Raw genomic sequence first — 17,741 nt, 5'->3', positions numbered from 1 at the left:
TCATAATCATAGAGAGAGAAGAAAATAGATTTTCGAAAGAAGAGGTACTGTATGTCGACAGAACAATTAATTAAAGGCTCAACCCGGGCCTACTCATATCATGTGTTGAAGGAGCAGATCCTTCAGCTGAAGCTGGAGCCGGGAACGAAAATATCCGAGAAGGAAATTGCGGAGCAGTTGAATGTTAGCCGGACGCCGGTTCGCGAAGCTTTCATGAAGCTGGCCGAGGAAGAGCTGCTGGATATCATTCCACAGAGCGGGACCGTTGTGTCGCGAATCAATCTGGCGCATGTGGAGGAAGGCCGGTTCATTCGCGAGAAGATTGAGAAGGAAATCGTGGCGCTGGCTTGCGATTCTTTTGGCGAGGATTTTCGCTTTCGGATGGAGACGAACATCTATATGCAGGATGTGTGTTCCACCCAAAAAAACTTCAACAAGCTGTTTGAGCTGGACGAGGAGTTCCACCAAATCCTGTTTGATGCTACTGGCAAAGAACGCACCTGGAAGATGCTGCAGCAGCTGAACATTCACTTCAACCGTCTGCGGCTGCTTCGGCTTGCGAAGGATTCCAATTGGGAGGATATCATCCAGCAGCATAAGGAGCTGTACAGATTGATTGTGAATCAGGAGAAGGACCAGGCGATGAGGATTATGGAGAATCACTTGCGGCTCGTGGTATTTGACCAGGATATATTGAAGGAGAAGTTTCCTCATTATTTTATTTAAGGCAAGCGCGAGCGCAGTTAAGTTGTGGATTGAACGGCCTAGGGCAGCGTGTGCGATGGTTCGCGCTCCACTCGCGTGAGCTCGGGTTTAACTTTCACAGCAGGAGAGGGGATTGAGGATGATGAGTCAAGGGGATAAGCTTCCTTATTCAACAGCAGACCGGTGCTGGCTGAGATACTCGCATCAAGCTCTGCGGACCGGAATGGAGCTGTTGTCCAGCATCGTGGTGCAGCATTCGTCTGCAGTGATGGATTCAGCATTGCAGGAGCTAGTATACGGAATCAAGGAGATGAGGGGTGCAGAGCCGAATATCTGCCGCGATCCGGCGTCAGTGTCCGGAAGCTTCGTCAGACTCGCTGTATTGGACGAGGCGCTGCCGGAGGCATGGTCGCAAGCCGGACAGATTCAGGGCCTGAACGATGAAGGCTACGGCATTCATGCTGTACAGCAGGATGGGGCAGTGCAGCTCTATGTCGTGGGGCGGACGGATAGAGGCGTGCTGTACGGGGTGTTTCATCTGCTGCGCCTGCTCCAGAGCGGGGCGGACCCTGCCGCACTGCATGTCCTGGAGCAGCCGCGTAACCGGCTGCGGATGCTGAATCATTGGGACAATATGGACGGCTCGATTGAGCGGGGATATGCGGGAAACTCGATATTTTTCGAAGAGGGCCGCTTTGTCCGGGATGACAGCAGAATACGGGATTATGCAAGAATGCTTGCCTCGATCGGGATCAATAGCGTTTCCATTAACAACGTCAATGTGCATCGCACGGAGACGCTGCTGATTACACCGGAATTTCTGCCTGATGTGGCACGGGTGGCGGATATCTTTCGCAGCTATGGGATTACGACCTATCTGAGCATCAATTATGCCAGTCCGATCACCATCGGGGACCTGGATACAGCCGATCCGCTGGACGATCGCGTGCGGGCATGGTGGAAGGAGCGGGCGAGTGACATTTACAGCTATATTCCGGATTTTGGCGGATTTGTCGTGAAGGCGGATTCGGAGCATCGTCCGGGGCCGTTTACATACAATCGGACGCATGCGGAAGGGGCGAACATGCTGGGCGAGGCGCTCCGGCCGTACGGAGGTGTCGTCATCTGGAGATGCTTTGTATACAACTGCCTGCAGGACTGGCGGGACCGGAAGACCGACCGGGCACGGGCAGCTTACGATCACTTCAAGCCGCTTGACGGGCAATTTATGGAGAATGTCATTTTGCAAATTAAAAACGGTCCGATGGACTTCCAGGTGCGCGAGGCGGTATCTCCGCTGCTTGGGGCGATGCCCAAGACCAATCAGATGCTGGAGTTCCAGATCACGCAGGAATATACCGGGCAGCAGAAGCATCTGTGTTACCTGGTTCCGCAATGGAAGGAGATTCTCGACTTCGATACGTATGCCACAGGCGAAGGTTCAACCGTCAAACGCGCGGTATCCGGGGAGCTGTATCGATACGCTTACAGCGGCATCACCGCAGTTGTGAATGTGGGCAGCGATGATAATTGGACCGGTCACACGCTGGCACAGGCCAATCTGTATGGCTATGGACGCCTGACCTGGAATCCGGATCTGACCGAGGAGGAGATCACATCGGAATGGATCCATCTGACCTTCGGGGCAAGTGCCGACATCCACCGTGAGCTCGGAGCGATGCTGGCTGAATCCTGGCGAATCTATGAGAGCTACACGTCGCCGCTCGGCGTTGGATGGATGGTGAATCCCGGGCATCATTATGGGCCGAATGTGGACGGGTATGAGTATTCGGTATGGGGCACGTATCATTATGCCGACTGTCACGGAATTGGGGTAAACCGGACGGTAAAAGACGGAACCGGCTATACCGCCCAATACTTTCCAGAGAATGCGGATCTGTACGAGTCGCTGGATGCCTGCCCGGATGAACTGCTGTTATTTTTCCACCATGTGCCGTATACGCATGTGCTTCGTTCCGGCCAAATGGTGATTCAGCATATTTACGATTCCCATTTTGAAGGCGTGGAGAAGGTGCAGGAGCTGATATCGCGCTGGAGCAAGCTGGAAGGACAGATGGATCACGAACGTTACGCCGGGGTGATGAGCCGGCTTGAGCATCAGCTCGAGCATGCGAAGGAATGGCGGGATGTGATCAACACGTATTTTTACCGCAAATCCGGCATACCGGATCAGCAGGGGCGCACAATCTATTGAGCTGCTGTGCTGAGGGCATCCTAACAACATAACAAAATGCAAGACCGACAGACCTGAGCACACCTGTGGATCATAAGGGGACGCGCCCGTCATCCAGACAGGTGAACGCTTTGTCCGGCAATCCATCAGAATACTTAAGCGGGAGCGACATCCCGATCATTCCAAGCCCTGGAATGATCGGGATGTTTTTGTGTGCATAATGCCCGCTTGCGATGTTGCGCGGGGCAGCCAAAATTGTGCATTGACGATGGATTTAAAAGAAAGTAGACTAGTTCGTAATAACGTTATTATATTTAACATAACGAAAATAACATCATTCCAGCTTCATCCTGCAAGCTCCAGAATGAGTGACCCGATGCGCAATGCCTGCAACAAGCTTGCTGACATGATTTCATTGAAAATAAGTGAAAAGGAAGGGTATGCCATGGATTACAAAAATGCCTCACTCTCACCCAAACAGCGCACGGAGGACCTGCTCAAGCGCATGACCGCTGAAGAGAAGATCGGTCAGCTGGTGCAGCCTTTCGGCTGGAAGACGTATACGAAAAATGAAGACAACACGATTGAAGTTACCGACGAGTTCAAGGCGCAGATCGCTCAAGGCGGAATCGGCTCCCTGTACGGCACGTTGCGGGCTGATCCGTGGACGGAGGTGACGCTGGAGAACGGTCTGTCTCCGAAAGAAGGAGCCGAGGCCATCAACACGATTCAGCGTTATGTCCTTGAAAACTCCAGGCTCGGCATTCCGATTCTGTTCGGCGAAGAATGCTCTCACGGGCATATGGCGATCGGGGCAACGGTCTTCCCGGTGCCGCTGACAATCGGCAGCACATGGAACACCGAGCTGTACCGCGAGATGTGCCGCGCTGTTGCAGCCGAAACCCGGAGCCAGGGCGGGGCGGCGACTTATTCGCCGGTGCTGGACGTTGTGCGCGATCCGCGCTGGGGCCGGACGGAGGAGACGTTCGGCGAGGATCCTCATCTGGTGGCCGAATTCGCAGTCGCCTCGATTCAAGGCCTGCAAGGGGAGCGTCTTGACGGGGAGGACAGCCTTCTCGCCACGCTGAAGCATTTTGTAGCTTATGGCGCCTCGGAAGGCGGCCGCAACGGCGCACCTGTCCATATGGGGCTGCGAGAATTGCATGAGGTGGACCTGCATCCGTTCAAGAAAGCGGTGGAGGCCGGCGCAATGTCGGTCATGCCTGCCTACAATGAGATTGACGGCGTCCCGTGCACGAACAACAAATATTTGCTCCATGACGTGCTGCGTGAGCAATGGGGCTTCGACGGATTCATCATTACCGACTGCGGAGCTATTAACATGCTGGTTAGCGGTCACAATACCGCGGCAACCGGGGAAGAGGCCGCAGCCCAAGCGCTTAAAGCGGGAATCGACATGGAGATGTCCGGAACGATGTTCCGCACTTATCTGTTAAAGGCGCTGGAAGCGGGGCTTGTAACTGAAGAAGAGCTGGATCTGGCGGCAGGCCGAGTGCTTGAAATGAAATTCCGCCTCGGGCTGTTTGACCGTCCATACACGGATCCAGAGCGCGCCGAACAGATCATTGGCAGCCAGGCACATGCTGATCTTGCCCGTCAGGTGGCAGCTGAAGGGGTGATCCTGCTTAAAAATGAAGGCGCAACCCTTCCGCTCCGCGCGGACATAGGCAAAATCGCGGTCATTGGCCCGAATGCGAATACGCCGTACAATCAGCTCGGCGATTACACGTCTCCGCAAGAACCAGGACAAATCGTTACCGTGCTGGAGGGCATTCGCAGTCGGTTTGGAGACGATGCGGATCACCGCGTCCTGTATGCTCCGGGCTGCCGGATCAAAGGCGATTCCCGCGAAGGCTTTGCCTACGCGCTGGAGTGTGCTTCCCAGGCCGATGTGGTGGTGATGGCTATCGGTGGCTCGAGCGCCAGAGACTTTGGCGAAGGTACGATTGACTTACGGACCGGAGCCTCGGTCGTTACCGAGCATTCCTGGAGCGATATGGAATGCGGGGAAGGTATTGACCGCGCTACCCTGCAGCTGATGGGCGTGCAGCTGGAACTGGTACAGGAGATCCACAAGCTAGGCAAGCCGGTGGTCGTGGTGTACATCAACGGCCGGCCGATTACAGAGCCGTGGATTGACGAGCATGCGCATGCCATCGTAGAGGCCTGGTACCCGGGACAGGAAGGCGGCCATGCGATTGCCGATATTCTGTTCGGGGATGTGAATCCGTCCGGGCGGCTGACAGTGTCCATTCCGAAGGAAGTCGGCCAGCTGCCGATCAATTATAATGCCAAGCGGACGCGCGGCAAACGTTACCTGGAGACCGATCTTGAGCCAAGATATCCGTTTGGGTACGGGCTGAGCTATACCCGCTTCGAATACAGCAATCTGACCGTAGAGCCTGCGGTCATTCCGGTTGACGGCGAAACGACCGTCCGCATTGATGTCACGAATGCCGGGGACCGGGAAGGTGCGGAGGTCGTGCAGCTGTACATTTCCGATCTGGCAGCTTCCGTTACGCGTCCGGAGAAGGCGCTCAAGGGCTTCAGGAAAATCCGGCTTGGGGCTGGTGAAACCAGGACGGTGTCATTCACCATCGGCCGTGAGCAGCTGGAATTGATCGGAATGGACTTGAAGCCGGTGGTGGAACCAGGCGAATTCCGCATCATGGTCGGTCCGGACTCGACAAGAGGCGAGACGGCGAGCCTGCGGGTTCAAGAATAGAGAGGACGGTGGCCGAGCTTGAGCAGAATTCAACGATTTATTAAATTTTTGGCGCAGTATGAATGGCGGGAAGAGATTCCGCTGCCCGAATGGGAAGTCCAGAGAGCTGAGTATATCCAGCCTGGCGAATATCGGTATGAAACGGAGAGCTCCAGCGTGGAAAATGTAGAGCGTCTCCGCAGCACGTACGGCACGACCTATTTCCTTCGCTTGCAGCCGGAAATTCCGGCGGCGTGGGGAGCCGATGAAACGGCGCTTGTATTCGAAGCGGGGGGAGAAGGCCTGCTTCGATTGAACGGCGAGGCGTATCACGGACTGGATCGCAATCATACGTATGTGCCATTGCCCATAGCTGCGGCAGGCAGAACCCCGCTGCTCGAAATCGAGCTGTATGATCCGATCCCTGAGCCTTGGGACCCGCTGAATCGCCAGGCGGTGATCAACCCGCCGATCAGCGGGATCAGCAGTAAGCTGGTTCGTGTGAACTACCCGGTGCAGCGGCTTAAGCACAGCGTGACGGTCGCGGCCATGGCCGCCCGGCTGCTGCCGGAAGGAGATATGCGCCGCATCCGCACAGAGCAGGCGCTGGAACAAGCGATGGACGCGCTGTACGGCTCGGACCCTTCACGGCTGGAATCCGAAGAGCTCGTAAGCGGCGTGGAGCAGCAGCTGTCCGAGGCCGTTGCGAGCCAGATGCCAGCAGATGCAATTCCAGGCACGATGCACATGGTGGGACAGTCGCATATCGACATCGCCTGGCTGTGGCCAGTAAGGGAAACCGTACGCAAAGTGAGCCGCACCTTCTCGACGGTGTGCGCGTTAATGGACCGATACCCGGACTTCAAGTATTCTCAGAGCCAGCCGATCCTGTATGCCTTTGTGAAAGACAACAATCCGGAGCTGTATGAGCGGATCAAGCAGAGAATTGCCGAAGGCCGCTGGGAGCTGGTTGGCGGCATGTGGGTTGAGCCTGACCTGAATATTCCGAGCGGGGAGTCGCTCGTTCGTCAGATGCTGTATGGGCAAAGGTTCTTCGAGCGAGAGTTCGGCAAGCGCTCCGCGATTGAGTGGCTGCCGGATACGTTCGGTTACTGCGCATCGCTGCCGCAGCTGCTCAAGCTGGCCGGCATTGACTATTTCATGACAACCAAGCTCGGATGGAATGACACGAACAAGTTCCCTTATGATCTGTTCCACTGGGTCGGGATCGACGGAACCTCCATCGTGGCCTATCAGAATCATGGTGTAAACGAGCATACGCATCCGAAGGATGTGCACGAACACTGGGCCTCGTTCCGTCAGAAGGACGAGATCAATGAACTGATGCTGCTGTACGGACATGGCGACGGCGGCGGCGGTGTGACCCATGAGATGGTGGAGTATGTGGAGCGCGCGCATCTGATGCCTGGACAGCCGCTGAGCCGGTTTGCTACCGCCGCGGATTTCTTCGGCGCGATCGCTAAGCGCAATCCCGATCTGCCGCAGTGGCACGGGGATCTGTACTTGGAGCTGCATCGCGGAACCTATACGACCCATGCGCGGAACAAGCGGAATAACCGCAAGGCCGAGGCGCTGTATCGCGAAGCGGAAATATGGAGCGCCCTTGCCATCGGGGATGAGCAGCAAGGAATGCGGACCAAACAGGCGCTCGACAAGGGCTGGGAGCTGATGCTGCTCAATCAGTTCCACGACATAATTCCGGGCACCTCGATTCCTGAAGTGTACTTCACTTCGGCCAAGGAATATGAGCGGATCTTCGACATTGGACAAGCCGAGCTGGATCAAACGCTCAGCGCTGTGGTGACGAAGATGACCGGCGGACAGCATGAAGGCGAGCCCTATGTCGTGTTCAACAGCCTCGGCTGGGAACGCGAGGAGATTGTTATATTGGATGCTGAGCAGTGGAGAGGGCGGGCGCCTTACGATGCTGCCGGGCCGATGCAGTATGATCTGCTGCCGCCCGAGACGGAGGATGGCGCCGGGCGGCTTGCTGTTCGCGTCACCGGCATTCCGGCGTTTGGCAGCAAGACCTTCTGGCTCAGAGAGACTGAAGAAGTAACGGAGAAGGCTTTGACGGGCGCTGAGGGCACGATCTCCGCGAATGCCCCGGTTCCAGAACAATGGGAGACGGCGCATTATCTCCTGAAATTCAACGCGTGGGGAGAAATCACAAGCTGGTACGACAAGGCCGCAGGGCGTGAGCTGATTGCGCCTGGTGGCAAAGGGAATGAGCTTCAATTCTTCCATGACACGCCGACCTACTGGGATGCGTGGGATATCGATCCGCGCTACGAGAGCCAGCCGGCCGGGACCGCGGAATTGCTGGAAAGCGAAGTGATGCAGCGCGGCTCGGTCATGGATGTGCTCCGTTTTCGCTGGAAGCTGAACGCGTCCATCATTGACCAGGAAATTATGCTGTACCATCATCGGCGCCGCGTGGACTTCCGCACCAAGGTCGACTGGCACGAGAGTCACAAGCTGCTTAAAGTGGCGTTTCCGGTTGACATCGTGGCCTCGAAGGCCACGTATGAGATTCCGTTTGGCGCTTTGGAGCGTCCGACGCACCGCAATACAAGCTGGGATCAGGCTCAATTCGAGGTGTGCGGCCATCGCTGGGCAGATCTGTCCGAGGGCGGCTACGGGGTCAGTCTGCTGAATGATTGCAAGTACGGGTATGACATCAAAGACGGCGTCATGCGCCTGTCCCTGCTCCGGGCTCCGAAATGGCCGGATCAAGGAGCCGATCAAGGGAAGCACGAGTTCGCCTATTCGCTGCTGCCGCATGAGAAGGATTGGCGGGAAGCCCATGTCGTAAGGGAAGCGGCCGAGCTGAATCAGGCGGTGGTTGCCGTGCAGGCACCGTCCGGGCAATCAGGCCGATTGCCAGCCGAGCACAGCTGGCTTCATCTGGAGAGCACGCATGTCATTTTGGACACGATCAAGAGAGCGGAGGACGGCAGCGGGACCATCCTGCGGTTGTATGAGTCCTCCGGCGGACGGGAGACCGTGACAATCAAGTGGCCGACACATCCGATCGACGTATCGGTTGTCAATCTGCTGGAGGACGAGATGGAGGACATCGCCACCGTGAACGGTGAAATCAGCCTGTCTTTCCGGCCTTATGAAGTGAAATCCATCAAAATCAAACCGCAAGATCAGCATAAGGAGGTTTCATCAATTGGATAATTTCAAGCTGCCCCAAATCCCGATTCCCGACTTTGAGCTGCCGCAAGCGGTGCGCGAGGTGCTGGAAGAAGCAAAAGTAAAGCTGGCGCATCGCCCGAAGCTGCTGCAGCAGTTTCTGAACTGTTTCCCCAATACCCTTGAGACAACAACAAAGCTGATGGACGACGGCACCACCTTTGTCATCACCGGGGATATCCCGGCGATGTGGCTTCGTGACTCGGTGGAGCAGGTGATTCACTATGTGCCGCTGGCAGAGAAGGATGCGGATTTGCAGCGCATCATCGGCGGGCTCGTGAAACGGCATATGATGTATGCCAGCCTTGATCTGTATGCCAATGCGTTCAACGAAACCGCGAACGGCTGGCATTGGGACGCCAATGACGAGACCGACATGTCGGCATGGGTATGGGAGCGCAAGTTCGAGCTGGATTCGCTCTGCTTTACGATTCGGCTGGCCTATGCCTACTGGAAGGCAACCGGACGGAGCGACATATTTGACGAGCGGTTCAAAGGGGTACTGGAGGGCATCATCCGGCTGTGGCAGACCGAACAGCGGCATGCCGAGCAATCGGATTACCGGTTCCAGCGCCGGAATTGCCCTGCGATCGACACGCTTCGGAATCAAGGCCTCGGGATGCCGGTTAACTACACCGGCATGATCTGGTCCGGGTTTAGGCCAAGTGATGATGCCTGCGAGCTTCACTATAATATCCCGGCGAACATGTTTGCAGTCGTCAGTCTGCGTCAGATGAAGGAAATCGCCAAATGGGTGTTCCGGGATGAAGCGCTGGTGCGCACGATCGGTCAGCTGGAGGATGAGGTGCAGCACGGCATCCAGCTGTACGGAACGTATCGCCATCCGGAATTCGGGGTGATCTATGCCTATGAGACGGACGGCTATGGCAACTACTGCCTGATGGATGATGCGGGAACGCCAAGTCTGCTCTCGATTCCGTACCTCGGATATGTTGACAAGGATGATGAGATTTACCAGAACACGCGCCGGTTTATTCTGAGTAAACACAACCCGTACTACTACGAGGGTGCGGTGGCGAAGGGAATCGGAAGCCCGCATACGCCGCCAGGCTACATCTGGCATATGGCATTGTCGATGCAGGGGCTGACGGCCTCTACGGACGAGGAAAAACGCGAGATGATCGATCTGTTGGAAGCGACGGATGCAGGAACCGGGTTCATGCACGAAGGCTTCCATGCTGATAATCCGGAGATATACACGCGCCCTTGGTTCGCCTGGTCCAACAGCTTGTTTTCCCAGCTTGTCTATGAAGGCATGAAGAAAGGCATCGTCTGATCCGCCTCAATCCAGGTGGGGAAGAAGCAGAGATAAGATGAGCCTGAGAACGAGGACGGGGAAAGGTCGCACATGGATCGTAAAGTGATTTTCGGGCGGCCTGACGCTGTCCGTCATGGTGCTGGCTCAACCTTAGATAACAGATTTGGCTTGAAGCGGACACGCCCAGGCTTCCTTCCTATTCGGCAGCAGTACCGAATAAGGACGGGGGCAGCGGGACTGTCCGCTTTACCTGTATTTGAGAAGATCATCGCGCAGGAGGAGATGAAAGTGGGGGCAAGAAGCATGAAGAAGCGGCTATGGGTCAAGTCGATCTATCCGAAAATCGTGATCGGTTTTCTGCTGGCGATTGTGCCTGTATACGCCGCTGCCTTATACATGAACGAATCCGGCTCGGAAAGTGTGGAGCAGGAAATTACACAATCGCTGAATGCGCGCACCAACTTTTTTGTCCGCACACTGGAGCAGGAATTGCGGACAACCGTGCTGCTGATGAACGATCTGTCCCAGGATTCCGATCTGCAGAAGCTAAGCACTATCGCCCCGGCCATGACCAGGTACGAGTACTTTCAGTCCATCAATCGCCTGCAGGGCAAAATGCGGCTGCTGCAAAGCTCCAATCAATATATCCAGGAAGCTAAGGCTTATGTCCCGCTCATTGACAAGACGATCCAGCAGGTATCGTATGAGACAGCGATGCCGGTTGATCAGATGGAGGTGATGCTGAGAAAGCCGGATCGTGTCATCTACAAATGGGGGGATAAGCTTCAGCTCGGCATGGTGTATCCCGATCATCTTCGGGCAGGAAAACAGCCTAACTTTGTCATTGTGACCGAGCTGTCCATGCCCAGAATGCAGAAGGCGCTGGAGCAGCTGGCGACCGGCAACGGCAGCTCGGTACTTATCGGCTCGGATGGCAGCTGGTCTGTCATGCCGGAGGGGGCGGGGAATATCGGTCACAGACTGATGGAGAACATCGATGTGGAAGCGCTGTCAAAGTCGGAGTTCTACAAGGAGCCTTACAACACAAAGGTCACGGTGGATGGCAGCAATTATTGGGTTAGCGTGGAGCGCTCGTCATTTCTGAATGCCGATCTGGTTGTTTATGTGCCGGAGGCGGAGTTTTTGGGGCCGCTGGCGAAATACCGGCTGCTGTTTTTCGGCCTTTCCGGCTTCTCGCTGCTGGTGGTCATTCTGTTCTCGGGCTGGATCTATCGACGGATTCATCAGCCGCTGCATCGGATGGTCCGGGCCTTTCGCAAGATGGACGTATCCAGTCCCCAGGCGGAGCTGCGCCACCGGCATAATGACGAGTTTCATTACCTGTATGAGCATTTCAACCTGATGGTGAAGCGGCTGCAGCTGCTCATTCAGGAGGTGTTTGAGCAGAAGATCCGATCCCAGCGCTCCGAGCTGAAGCAGCTGCAGTCGCAGATCAATCCGCATTTTTTATATAACAGCTTTTTCACGCTGCATCAGATGGGCCAGATGCAGGACTATGATAACATTGTGCGTTTCACCAAGCATCTGGGCGACTACTTCCGGTTCATCACGCGCAACAGTGCAGATGAGGTGCCGCTCGAAGCTGAGGTTGGACATGCCAAAGCTTACGTTGAAATTCAGAGCATCCGCTTCCATAACCGGATTTCGGCGCAGTGGGATGAGATCCCCACTTCCTGGAAGGGCTTGGCGGTGCCGCTGCTCATATTGCAGCCGCTGATTGAGAATGCGTATGAGCACGGACTTGAAGACAAGGAAGCGGATGGCCGGATTCGAATTCGAATGGACGGCAGTGAAGCGGATATGCTGCGCATCATAGTGGAGGATAACGGGGAACAGCTGACGGACGAGAAGCTGCTGGAGCTTCAGTCCATCACGTCGAGCCCGGATAACAAAGGCGAGATTACCGGCTTGTCCAACGTCCACCGCAGATTGCAACTGAAATTTGGTTCTGACAGCGGACTGGTATTCACAAGAAGCCATCTGGGCGGATTGAAAATCGAAATGAGATTGCCTCGAATGAGAAAGGAGCAACCGTGATGAACAGTATGTATCGCATCTTAATTGTGGATGATGAGCCTTTTATTGTGAACGGTCTGGCAGACCTGTGCGAGCGCTCGGAGCATCTCAATCTGGAAATTCACAAGGCATACTCCGCGAGTGAGGCGCTGAGCTGGCTGAAGCGGACGAAGATGGACATCGTGCTGTCGGATATTAAAATGCCCGGCATGAGCGGGCTTGCGCTGCAGAAGGAAATCGTCAAACTATGGCCGCACTGCAAAGTCATCTTTTTGACCGGATACGATGATTTCAGTTACATCCAGGAAGCGATTCGGGAAGGCAGCGTCGACTATATTCTGAAGACGGAGGGAAATGACGCGGTTCTGAAAGCTATTGAGAAGACGATGGTGCTGCTTGATCAGGAGCTGGCGGCGGACAGCCTGATTGCGCGGGCGCGGGAAAATCTGCGGATGGCGCTGCCGTTCCTGCAGCAGCAATATATGCTGGAGCTGTTGCAGCGAGCGCCTGGACGCACCCGGAGAGAGGAGCTGGAGCAGCGATTTCGGGAGCTGGATATGAAGCTTGTGGCCGACAAGCCTTGCCTGGTGCTGCTGTGCCGGGTCGACAGCTGGAGTCACCTCGGCGGCCCAGCTGCGCAGCCGCTCCTGCTGTACGCCGTGCAAAATATTACGAGTGAGCTGCTGGCTCCGATGACAGTGAGCATGTCCGTGGAGTACGGGCGATCCAAATTGATCTGGATGCTGCAGTACAAAGGGGATCAGAGCGCACATCGCCTTACGCGCGAGAACGAGCCGATTGAGGACCGGGTAAAGCGGTTCGTACACGGCATGCTGGAGCAGATCCAGGAGACCTGCAAATCGCTGCTGAAACTGAAAACCTCTTTCGCTCTCGCCGGGGAATGGACGCCATGGGAGCATCTCTCCGATAAATTTGAGGATCTGAAATATTTGATGGACAGCGGGCTTGGCATCGGCCATGAGGTGCTGTTGACGGAGACGATGACGATCAATCGTCCGGAAAGTCAGCGGGATATCGGACGCTCGCGCATGCATTTGAAGCGAATGGACCTTCTACGCGGGTGTCTGGAGAACGGAGACAAGGAGGAATTTCTGAAGCTGTTTCGGGAGGTGACGGATGCCTCTTGTTTTCCGCCAGAATATGAGCATCTGCTCAAGATGGAGGTCTATTACGGTCTCGTGTCTGTGTTCATGCCGCCCATCGTGGAGCTGGAATCGATCTGCCAGGTTGTGGAGGGAGGAGAAACCGTGGATTATATCCGGCTCACGCATCTGGAGGAGCATGATTCCTGGACAGAGGCGATCAGCTATTTCACCCGCCTGGCTGAAGTGATCTTCGGACAGAAGGAGCAGGGCAAGCAGGATCAGCAGCATGAGGTGATTGCCAAGGTCAAGGCCTATATCGAGGAGCATCTGGCGGGGGACTTGTCCTTGACACAGATCGGGGAGGCTGTTGGACATAACCCGTCCTACCTGTCTCGATTGTACAAGCAGGTGACCGGCGAGGGGTTGTCGGAGTCCATTAACGCAGCCAGATTGGCGAAGGCGAAGCAGCTGCTGGCAGAAACATCGGAGAAGATCCATGTCATCGCAGCAGCGGTAGGGTTCAGTTCACCGCCGTATTTTTATCGTTTTTTCAAAAAAACAACGCATCTGACCCCTCAGGAATACAGGGAACTGCAAAACAGGTAAAGAGAAGATACTAAAGTAAAAACCTTAAAGTAGATAGCCTTTTTCGCCTCACTTATACTGATTTCAAAGCAGCAGCAGCTTGCAGCACTCAGCAAAGACTGCTTGGGATAAACACCTGATGATCAGCAGAAATACGAAATGTATTCGAGGAGGTCGCAAACGTGAAACAAAGAAAGAGCATGTCCAAATGGTTGTTAAGTGTGATGATGCTGGCGCTTGTGCTCAGTGCGTGCAGCACCGGAAACAACGGAAGCGGCGGGGACAGCCCATCCAATGCCGACAATCCGGGTGCCGCCGTCAGCGAGCCGGGGGATCCGTTCGGAACGTATGATCCGCCGATTACGATTGACGCTGTCCGCTATGTCGGTGAGGAAGTGAAATTCCCGGCGGGGCAAGACATTAAAGACAATGTGTGGACGGAGCTCTACAAAGAGATGGGCATCAATCTGAACTACAAATGGATTGTGACGGGCTCAGAGCAGTATGAGTCCAAGCTGAATATTGCGATTGCTTCCAACGATCTGCCTGACATTATGCAGGTGAACGCGACCCAGCTGAGACAGCTGGCGGACGCGGGACAGCTGGAAGACCTGACCGCAGCCTTCGATAATTACGCAAGCGAAGATTTGAAGATGGTCATGGACATCGAGAAGAATGCGCTTCCGTCAGCGACATTTGACGGCAAGCTGCTGGCCATTCCTTCCACACAGCCGGTCATCGGCGGATCGGCGCCGCTTGTGTGGGTTCGGGAGGATTGGATGGAGAAGCTGAATCTTCCGGAGCCGAGCTCCATGGATGATCTGATTGCGATCGCCGAGGCGTTTGCGAAGCAGGATCCGGATGGCAACGGCAAGGCGGACACCTACGGGCTGGCGCTGACCAAGGATATCGGATTGAACGCTTCCTCGGTCGGATTCTTTAACGGGTTTGGCGGGTTTCCGCAGATCTGGGTAGAGGATGCAGCAGGCAATCTGCAATTTGGCAGCATCCAGCCGGAGATGAAGGAAGCGCTGGGCAAGCTTCAGGAGATGTTCCAGAACAAACTGATTGATCCGGAATTTGGGGTCAAGGACACGGTCAAAGTGTTCGAATCGGTTACCACGAATAAAATCGGCATGATCATCGGACCGAGCTGGTATCCGGCATGGCCGTTATGGGACATGGTGAAAGAGGATGAAAATGTGAAATGGAAGTCGTATCCTGTTCCTTCAGTGGATGGCGGGGCAGCGACGGTGCAAATGCCGTTTGCCGTATCGCAATACTACGTTGTGAAGAAGGGATACAGCAATCCGGAAGTGATCGTGAAGCTGGCCAACCTGTATTATGAGAAGCTGTACAGTGAGAATGCAGAGTTTGACAAGTACGGTCAGGTGGTTGAAGGAGATACGTCCATCGGTGTCAATAAATATTCCCTTGTGGAAGTCGTGAACCCGAACAAGGACCTGATCCGTCAGGAGGAGCTGGAGAAAGCGCTCGAGAGCGGCAGCGATGCGGAGATTTCAAGCGCTGAGACGGTCATTATGTACAAGGAGTTCCAGGAATATCTGGCGGGCAACAATCCGCTTGGCTGGTCGGGGTATGCGGCTAACGGGCCTGACGGTTCCATGAAGCAGCTGCGTCTGCTGAACGACGAAGGCAAAGTGACGACAAACGCCTATGTCGGCGCGCCAACCGAAACGATGGCGGACCGTAAAGCGACGCTGGATCGGCTGGAACAGGAAACGTTCATCAAAATCATTCTCGGCGAGGCAAGCCTAGACAGCTTCGATGAGTTCGTGGCCAACTGGAAAAAGCTTGGCGGCGACCAAATTACGGAAGAGGTCAACGCGTGGAAAGCAGCTAGATAATGGAAACGAACAGCTAACGCGTCAACTCGGGTCAAAGGAGGAGGGCACGGGCATCGACCGGCCCTCTTTCCTATTCATGGCTGCGGCCAGGCGGATGTTATATGAAAGACAGGAGGATCGCCATGTTAGACAAAAAATTTCGGCGGCAATGGCCGCTTCATCTGATGATCTTGCCCGGCGTCATCATTGTGCTGATCTACAGCTATTGGCCGATGGTCGGAATTGCCATGGCTTTTCAGAAATTTGTTCCCTTCAAAGGATTGTTTGGTTCCGAGTGGATCGGTCTGGATAACTTCCGCTACGTGTTTGACCTGCCGGAGACCGGACAGATTATATGGAACACCGTGTTTATTGCGTTTATGAAAATTATCGGGGGCCTGATCGTTCCGATCGTCGTCTCGCTGCTGCTGAACGAGCTGCGCAATGAGCTGATCAAGCGCGGCGTGCAGACGCTCGTGTATTTGCCGCATTTTCTGTCCTGGGTTATTCTCGGCGGGATTTTTATCGATATCCTGTCGCCGACCAGCGGCATTGTCAATCAGGTGCTGGGGCTGTTCGGCATAGAACCGATCTTTTTCCTAGGCAGCAATAAATGGTTCCCGTACACGCTTGTCATTACGGATATATGGAAGGAGTTCGGCTTCAGCACAATCGTTTACCTGGCAGCGCTCACGTCGATCAATCCGGCACTGTATGAAGCGGCGACGGTGGACGGGGCGAACCGGTGGAAGCAGACATGGCATATTACGCTTCCGGGCATGCTGCCGATCATTATCCTGCTGGCGACTTTGTCCCTTGGCAACGTGCTGAACGCAGGCTTTGACCAGGTATTCAACCTGTACAGCCCGCAGGTGTATGAGAGCGGGGACATTCTGGACACCTTCATTTACCGGATCGGGATGCAGGGCGCGCAGTACGGGGTCGCTACCGCAATCGGATTGTTCAAGTCCATCATTTCATTTGTGTTTATCGTGGTGTCCTATTCGCTCGCCTCGAAATTTGCCAATTATCGAATATTCTAGGAAGGAGTTGTGCCGATCATGCTGCATAAACCGTCACTCAGTCGCAAAATATTTCTGGGCTTCAACTATGTGATTCTGATTGGTTTGGGGCTGCTGTGCTTCCTTCCTATCGTTCATATTCTGGCAGTATCACTCAGCTCCAAATGGGCGGCAACGGCCGGGGTGGTCAAGCTGTGGCCAGTAGACTTTACACTGGCATCCTATCAATATGTACTGAACAAGCCGCAATTTATGGTGGCAATGTGGATCACGGTTCAGCGGGTGGTACTTGGAACGGCCATCAGCATGCTGCTGACGCTGCTTATTGCCTACCCGCTGTCCAAGGAGCCGAAGGACTTCAAATTCCGGACGCAGTATGCCTGGTTCTTCGTATTCACCACTTTGTTCTCCGGCGGGCTGATCCCGAGGTATATGACGATTCGCGATACCGGTCTGATCGATACGCTCTGGGCGCTGATCATTCCGGGAGCAGTCGCGGTGTTCAACGTCATCCTGCTGTTGAACTTCTTCCGCGGCCTGCCTAAAGAGCTGGAGGAATCCTGCTTTATCGACGGCGGCGGTTATATCACAAGCTTGTGGAACATATACGCGCCGCTGTCGCTGCCGGCGATGGCTACGGTGACGCTGTTCACGATTGTCGGACAGTGGAACGAGTGGTTTGACGGGCTGCTGCTTATGAACTCGCCGGAGAAGTATCCGCTATCGAGTTACTTGCAGACGATTATCGTACAGACCAATCTGACCAACATTACGGCCGACGATGCCGCCGCGCTGGCGGATGTCTCCAACCGGACCTTTAAGGCTGCACAGATCTTTATCGGCTCATTGCCGATTCTGCTGCTGTACCCGTTTCTGCAGCGGTTCTTCGTCAAGGGAATTGTGCTTGGCAGTGTGAAGGAATAAGGGGATATGGCGGTTGCCGAACAGGGCAACCGGGAGCGGGCATGTCTGGGGAAAGGCCGGATCGATTGCTGAAGAGGAAGCGCAGCAAGGTGAAC

Annotated in this window: 10 protein-coding genes; all 10 read left to right on the top strand. The window is 55.0% G+C overall.

Annotated elements, in window-relative coordinates; translation table 11 throughout:
- The first annotated feature begins 51 nt into the window (after positions 1 to 51).
- The 10 genes from CHH75_RS01640 to CHH75_RS01595 all read left to right on the top strand — a co-directional run bounded on the left by CHH75_RS01640 (position 52) and on the right by CHH75_RS01595 (position 17,646).
- Complete coding sequence (locus CHH75_RS01640; protein WP_095265288.1) at positions 52 to 726, top strand: GntR family transcriptional regulator; 675 nt, start codon at positions 52 to 54, stop codon at positions 724 to 726.
- A 121-nt stretch (positions 727 to 847) separates the two neighbouring features.
- The gene (locus CHH75_RS01635) at positions 848 to 2,920 is read left to right on the top strand and encodes an alpha-glucuronidase family glycosyl hydrolase (protein ID WP_095397300.1); all 2,073 of its coding nucleotides are present in this window, start codon (positions 848 to 850) and stop codon (positions 2,918 to 2,920) included.
- Between the two features lie 424 nt (positions 2,921 to 3,344).
- Positions 3,345 to 5,645 carry a glycoside hydrolase family 3 N-terminal domain-containing protein gene (locus CHH75_RS01630; RefSeq protein WP_095397299.1) on the top strand — a complete coding sequence of 767 codons (2,301 nt, stop codon included), beginning with the start codon at positions 3,345 to 3,347 and terminating at the stop codon, positions 5,643 to 5,645.
- Positions 5,646 to 5,663: 18 nt separating this feature from the next.
- Positions 5,664 to 8,831: an alpha-mannosidase gene (locus tag CHH75_RS01625; RefSeq protein WP_095265287.1), complete on the top strand. Its 3,168-nt coding sequence runs from the start codon at positions 5,664 to 5,666 to the stop codon at positions 8,829 to 8,831.
- Positions 8,824 to 10,143: a glycoside hydrolase family 125 protein gene (locus CHH75_RS01620; RefSeq protein WP_095265286.1), complete on the top strand. Its 1,320-nt coding sequence runs from the start codon at positions 8,824 to 8,826 to the stop codon at positions 10,141 to 10,143. The genes CHH75_RS01625 and CHH75_RS01620 overlap by 8 nt, the downstream gene beginning before the upstream one ends.
- Before the next feature lie 72 nt (positions 10,144 to 10,215).
- A complete protein-coding gene (locus tag CHH75_RS01615; RefSeq protein ID WP_230875845.1) occupies positions 10,216 to 12,183 on the top strand; it encodes a sensor histidine kinase in 1,968 nt (655 codons plus the stop codon).
- The gene (locus CHH75_RS01610; RefSeq protein ID WP_095265285.1) at positions 12,183 to 13,874 is read left to right on the top strand and encodes a response regulator transcription factor; all 1,692 of its coding nucleotides are present in this window, start codon (positions 12,183 to 12,185) and stop codon (positions 13,872 to 13,874) included. The genes CHH75_RS01615 and CHH75_RS01610 overlap by 1 nt, the downstream gene beginning before the upstream one ends.
- A gap of 161 nt (positions 13,875 to 14,035) precedes the next feature.
- On the top strand, positions 14,036 to 15,721 hold the full coding sequence (locus tag CHH75_RS01605) for an extracellular solute-binding protein (protein ID WP_095265284.1): 1,686 nt from the start codon (positions 14,036 to 14,038) through the stop codon (positions 15,719 to 15,721).
- A gap of 122 nt (positions 15,722 to 15,843) precedes the next feature.
- On the top strand, positions 15,844 to 16,743 hold the full coding sequence (locus tag CHH75_RS01600) for an ABC transporter permease (RefSeq protein WP_095265283.1): 900 nt from the start codon (positions 15,844 to 15,846) through the stop codon (positions 16,741 to 16,743).
- An 18-nt stretch (positions 16,744 to 16,761) separates the two neighbouring features.
- The gene (locus CHH75_RS01595; RefSeq protein WP_095265282.1) at positions 16,762 to 17,646 is read left to right on the top strand and encodes a carbohydrate ABC transporter permease; all 885 of its coding nucleotides are present in this window, start codon (positions 16,762 to 16,764) and stop codon (positions 17,644 to 17,646) included.
- The last annotated feature ends 95 nt before the right edge of the window (positions 17,647 to 17,741 follow it).

Source organism: Paenibacillus sp. 7541 (assembly GCF_002276395.1).
In the GTDB taxonomy this organism is placed as follows: Bacteria; Bacillota; Bacilli; order Paenibacillales; family Paenibacillaceae; genus Paenibacillus_AQ; species Paenibacillus_AQ campinasensis.
Note: the sequence above shows the minus strand (reverse complement) of the source record. Positions and strands in the feature narration are given on the sequence as shown.

Coding starts and splice junctions, on each gene's coding strand:
- CHH75_RS01640 (WP_095265288.1), top strand. CDS start 52: ATGTCGACAGAACAATTAATTAAAGGCTCAACCCGGGCCTACTCATAT.
- CHH75_RS01635 (WP_095397300.1), top strand. CDS start 848: ATGAGTCAAGGGGATAAGCTTCCTTATTCAACAGCAGACCGGTGCTGG.
- CHH75_RS01630 (WP_095397299.1), top strand. CDS start 3,345: ATGGATTACAAAAATGCCTCACTCTCACCCAAACAGCGCACGGAGGAC.
- CHH75_RS01615 (WP_230875845.1), top strand. CDS start 10,216: ATGGATCGTAAAGTGATTTTCGGGCGGCCTGACGCTGTCCGTCATGGT.
- CHH75_RS01610 (WP_095265285.1), top strand. CDS start 12,183: ATGAACAGTATGTATCGCATCTTAATTGTGGATGATGAGCCTTTTATT.
- CHH75_RS01600 (WP_095265283.1), top strand. CDS start 15,844: ATGTTAGACAAAAAATTTCGGCGGCAATGGCCGCTTCATCTGATGATC.
- CHH75_RS01595 (WP_095265282.1), top strand. CDS start 16,762: ATGCTGCATAAACCGTCACTCAGTCGCAAAATATTTCTGGGCTTCAAC.